Genomic DNA, 5,612 nt, shown 5'->3' with positions numbered 1-5,612 from the left:
TGATATGCTGTAATCACTCCTGTACCTGCAGCATCTCTTAATTCATATTCATAGCCTCCTCGTCCTCCAACTGCATTCACAGTAATCGTTCCCGTTGGATTACCACAGTCCGCAGCATCTACAACAGGAGTAAAACTTAAAGCAACTAAAGGCTCGGTAATCTCAACAGTAGTACTCGTAGAACAATTTACAGAAGGTGCAGTAAGATTCGTGTCTGTAACCGTAATCGTATATGTACCCGCAGCTAGTGAATTAATAGTTACTGGAGTAACTCCTGCTCCTGCTCCTGGCGGAACAACTGTAGGACCACCTGTAACCGTATAGGTATATGAAGCACTATTGCCAACTGTAAATGATAAAATACCATCACTAGCGCCAACACAATTTACAGGCTTATCCTGGGTAGCACTCGTAATCTGTATTTCTGGAATAGTAACTCCTGTAAAGTTACCTGTATTTATACATTGGGTATCACTTCTTCTTGCTCTAACCGTATATGATACTCCATTAGTAAAGGTGTAATTTGTCGCTACATCAAAAGCTACCGTACCTGTACCAGCTGCTCCACTAGCAGGGTCTGGGGTAACCTCAAACTCATAAAAAGCAGTACCAGGAAGTGGAAAAGGTGAAGCCGAAAGTACAACATCAACCGTTTGGTTAGAACAATCCTGATCTCCAGGAGTAATCGTAACACTATCAACCTCTAATAAGGGATCGATAACTATAGGGAAACTCTCAACACAACTATCTGTTGGAGGGGTAACTTGATTTCTTATATAAATCGTGTACGAACCTGCTGCCGCAAAATCAACCTCAAAAGGAGTAAACGGAACAGTCGTCACAATTGGTGTAAAGGGACCCGCTGGATTTAAACTCCACTCATAAGTGCCAGAACCTCCAGTAATATCAGTAACCTGGGCCTGAGCACCAGGGGTAGCTGTACAACTTAATAACCTGAAATCATCATTGATCGTGGCTGTAATACCAGCTGGTGAAGTAAACGTTATATCTGGAGTAATAACAAAATCACAACCAAATTGATCTTCAACAGTAACCGTATGAGAAACTGCTGGGTCTACATTATTAAATCTTTCTGTGGTATTATTACTAGGGCCAATGGTTACCTCGGTAGGAGTACCTTGATTCAGAATATAGGTGAATGGACCTTCTGCAAGACCTGCTGTAATAGTAACGTCAATTGCTCCTAAACTACCACTACAATCAGGGTTGATTGGCGTAGCCGTAGCCTCAATTGCTTCATATGGTGTTACATCAACGCTACCTGCGCTAATCGTACAACTATTATCTAAATCATTAACAAAAACAGGATAATTACCTGGTGCCGTTGCTCTAAACTGGTATGTTGTTCCTGTTAACGGTACTAGTGTCGTGCCCAAGAAATCTAATTGATTATTAAATGCCAAATTAGTAGATCCTCCTGTAACTGTAACCTCATAAATCGCGATTAATTCATCTGGATCAAATGGTAATGCAGTTGGATCATAATTAGGATGTGCTGGGTCATTAAGTGTTGGATCCGGTTGATATGCTGGATTACAACTTAAATCACTAAGAAGTACAACTGTAGCAGAAAATGGTGCCGCAGGTGCTACAACTCTGGTAAATGTTTCTGAACAACTACCATCTGCTGATAAAACCTGTACCTCATATGTATCAGGTACCAAACCTGTAAATGTATGACTAGGTGTAGTGGTAGGTCCTTCTGTATCAGTAAATGCAGTTGTTGTACTATTGATGGTATATGTATAATTAATCTGCGAGTCTGTTACTGTAATCGAAATTTCTCCTCTACCATCTGGACATGTTGGAGATGTTACATCCACAACTTCATTCGCATCTAATTCATCTAAAAATACAGAATCCTGAAAAACACAAGCTGTAGGCAGACCTCCTGTTTGACGAACATTTACTGTATAGTTACCTACTGTAGTTAATCCTGAGAATTCAGGAGAAGTCTGGTATGCTGTTGTTGCACCTCCAGGAGCTACTAATTGATATTCATATTCTAGAGAAGAGTTCTGAACACGTAATGTTCCAGGAGTACCACATATAATTTGACGAACGACAACAAGATCGGGATCAAAATTATTTTGAAATACATTAAAATAAAATGGAATCGTACAACTACTATCAAAAGTAGCTCTTATTCTATATTCACCTGCTTGAGTAACTGTATAACTTCCAATATCTGTACTTACCTGTACCCAATCGCCATCACAACCACCAGAGTCAATAACAGGAGTTGGACAGTTAGGATCTCTTGTTACTGTAGGACAAGCTGAAGGATCTAGTCGTTCCCAAACTACTGTTGTACCAACTGGGAAATTTAGTGGAATATTTAATGTAGTACCTGCACCACATAAGAATATTTCAGGCAAAGGATCTCCTGTAATCGGACAAGTTCTCACATTACCATTTACATTAGGATTAGATCCCAAACCTGGTATTAATGCTACCACTGGATTTGTAACCGTAGTAAAACCATCCACAACAAAAGTTTGTTGAGAATCCTGACATCCTGGAGCACCAGTATTTAAAACCGTATATGTTCCTGGAAGGGTTACTGTAATAGTTTGAGAATTTGGAAATACAACCGTTGGGTCATCTACATAGGTCCAGCTATAATTGGTAAAACCATTACCTGCGGTAAGTTCTAAAGAACCTGTACAAATAAAAGCAGGAGTACTTTCTGTAAAACAAATACCATCATTAATCAAAACGTTGGATGAACCTACAACATCAAATCGACAGGCATCCTGTTCTAAAATACTGGTCTCACCAGAACGAGTGGTTCCAGAATCGACACCCGTATAGGTTGATATGGCTACATTATTAATCTGATTAGAACACGCATCACGTAAATCGGCACAGGTCGCAACAACTTGTACTCCAAAACGAACCGTATGTACTCCTCCACTGCGAACAACAAGGTTATCTGTAATTGTAATATCGATTTCTCGATTTGTTCCGTTGGGAGTAGCAACAAGGCCAGGGTTACTTGTGGTAATACTACCTATAGTAAAATCTACATTATCCGGAAGTACATCTCTAATTGTCGCAGCAGTAATATCCTCATTCCCTTGATTTTCTATGGTTAATTCATAAAATAACTGATCTGCAAAATTTACCGGATCACCAGTAATGTCCGTTCCAACATCATCTAGTACTCTTTTGGTAACCGTAAGCTGCGGTTCAATAATTTCTATCTGAAATGAGCTAAAAAAGATACTATACGCATCTCCTTCAGAAGTGGTAAAAAATGTAGCACTTGTTTGGTCATTCGCAATGACCGTATTACCTGGATTAGGTATATCAAAGATATCTACATCAAATCCTAACGTATTTCGAGAATGTGGTTCCCTAATCGGTGGGTCACCTGGGATAGGAACCGGAGCTGCATTACCATAGCCTCCATCTATCGAAATTGAACTATCAAAAAAGTTTCCATTTGGGTTTGCCGGAGCAGTAAATATATTTTCTCTCGAAGTGTCTGGTCTTTGTATTTGAAATACATCACCCGCAAAAGGTCTGTCACCTTCTAAGGTAGCAACTGCATATCTTGCACGTACAGGATTTGGCGCTGGTAATGTTTCGAAACCAGTGTATGAAAAAGTTTTTAAACAATCATCTAATGGATCTGTTGGATCCACTATACAAGGTTGATTATTTAAGTACCCTTGTCTTGTACTTATAAATTTTGCTGATAAACTCGGATCCTCATATGCTACTACCAATACCCATCCACCAGATATACCATTAGAGTTATCTGTTGAATACCCAGTAGCTGCTCTCATATCGGCTATAGTATAAGTACCATCAGCATTTCCAGCACCAAGTCCCTGTATGAGACTTGTAACATCTGCATAACATACATAAGGAATATCAATCGCGGCAGTATTAGAAGGGTTTGTCGCCGTGTTACGATATCCATCATAAATTACAGTGGTTTCTGCTGGAGTAATCGTTGTATATCCTGCAGCACCGGGTGGTCTTATTTTTATAGTTCTAAAATCTGGTCTATTATCTGGAAAAGGCAAGCCACTTCTAGAATGACCTTCACGTGGGTTTCCGAAAAAATCAAAAAAAGTAAATCTCTCTACAAAATAAGATGCTGACCAATATAAACCTGCATATGCAATTTGTTCACAACCTGAAGATAAAATCAAATCAGCAGAACTAGAACTAAATGTGCTTCCGTCACCATCTATATCTATATAATCAAAAAACTTTTGGTTATTAGAAAAGTTTCCATTGTAGTCATCATTTGGTACAAAACCGGATTGATTTAGTCCTACAATCGCATTACCAATGACCTTTAGTTCTCCATTAATTCTTAATGTACTTCCCGGCACCTCAGTAAAAGGAACCTGAGCAAATAATTGCGAGCCTATCATTAAAAAAACTAAAATGATGGCAGATTTCAGTCTAAGTTTCATAAGCAGTGTTGTGTTTGTGTTGGGGTATTTAGTCATCATAGTCTCTTCTTACATTTATTGAATTTTCAATATATAAAGATCTCCACCATACGAGTTGTTTACATTAGAGAACAGACTTTGTTTTGCATCATCAAGATTGTCATATCTCTTTAAGTATACGTATATATAGTTATCTTTTGGGTTCCTGAAATATTGAGGCTCCAATCCTTGAGATCGAAGTTTCGCCATTCCTCTCTCGAAATAATTTTCTCTTTTGAAAATATTCGTAATCAAGTAATATCCATTTTCGATATTATGTCCTCCAATAAAGGATAGACTTTCTGTTAATACCGTGTCATCCTTGACTGTATCTTTTATTAGTCTTGTTTCTTGTAATAGTTTCTTATAGGATTCTACTCTACTCTTTGCAATATGTAATATCCACATATCTCCAAAGAATCTATTATCTATACTACTTAAGTATTTCTCTACCGCTTCATCTTTATCAGTATAACTTTCGATAGCAACATATTGGAATTGATTTTCAGGATTAAGAATAATCGTTGAGTTATCAAATCCTAAGTCTTTAAGGGTACTTGAGAATTTCTCTGCATATGCACCACCTTTAAATACATTACCAATTAAGTAATATCCTTCAGCATATCCTGGTATAAACTTAGTAGCAATCTGAGCTTCTGGTCTTGAAGTTTCAGCAAATTTTACAAATCTATTGTTTGCCGTAAGTCTTTTTGAACTAGCCGGGTTATTTTTAGCCTCACCTGCATCATCATCCATATTTACAAGAGATTCTAAAAGTTTATTAAACTCACGCTTATCTACATTTAGACTTGTAGTTAATAATGAATCTCTACGTGCATATATTTTGCTTGTAATTCGACTACTATTATCTAATTCTTTCTTAATCTCATCTAAACCTTCTTCATTTTGATTTTGAGCTGCCGCTGCTGCTGCATCTGCCAATCGTTTCTCTTCTGCTAATCGCGCTGCCTCTGCCGCTGCTTCATCTGCTAATCGCTTCTCTTCTGCTAATCGTGCTGCCTCTGCTGCTGCTTCATCTGCCAATCGCTTCTCTTCTGCCAATCGCGCTGCCTCTGCCGCTGCTTCATCTGCTAATCGCTTCTCTTCTGCTAATCGTGCTGCCTCTGCTGCTGCTTC

Annotated in this window: 2 pseudogenes; both read right to left on the bottom strand. The window is 38.4% G+C overall.

What is annotated here, in order from left to right:
• Positions 1-4,457 (bottom strand): annotated as a pseudogene (locus PQF96_RS28560) (hypothetical protein); the annotation flags it as partial.
• 54 nt (positions 4,458-4,511) lie between these two features.
• Positions 4,512-5,612: pseudogene (locus tag PQF96_RS28555) on the bottom strand (hypothetical protein); the annotation flags it as partial.

This window comes from Aquimarina algiphila (assembly GCF_947494415.1).
Lineage (GTDB): Bacteria > Bacteroidota > Bacteroidia > Flavobacteriales > Flavobacteriaceae > Aquimarina > Aquimarina algiphila.
Note: the sequence above shows the minus strand (reverse complement) of the source record. Positions and strands in the feature narration are given on the sequence as shown.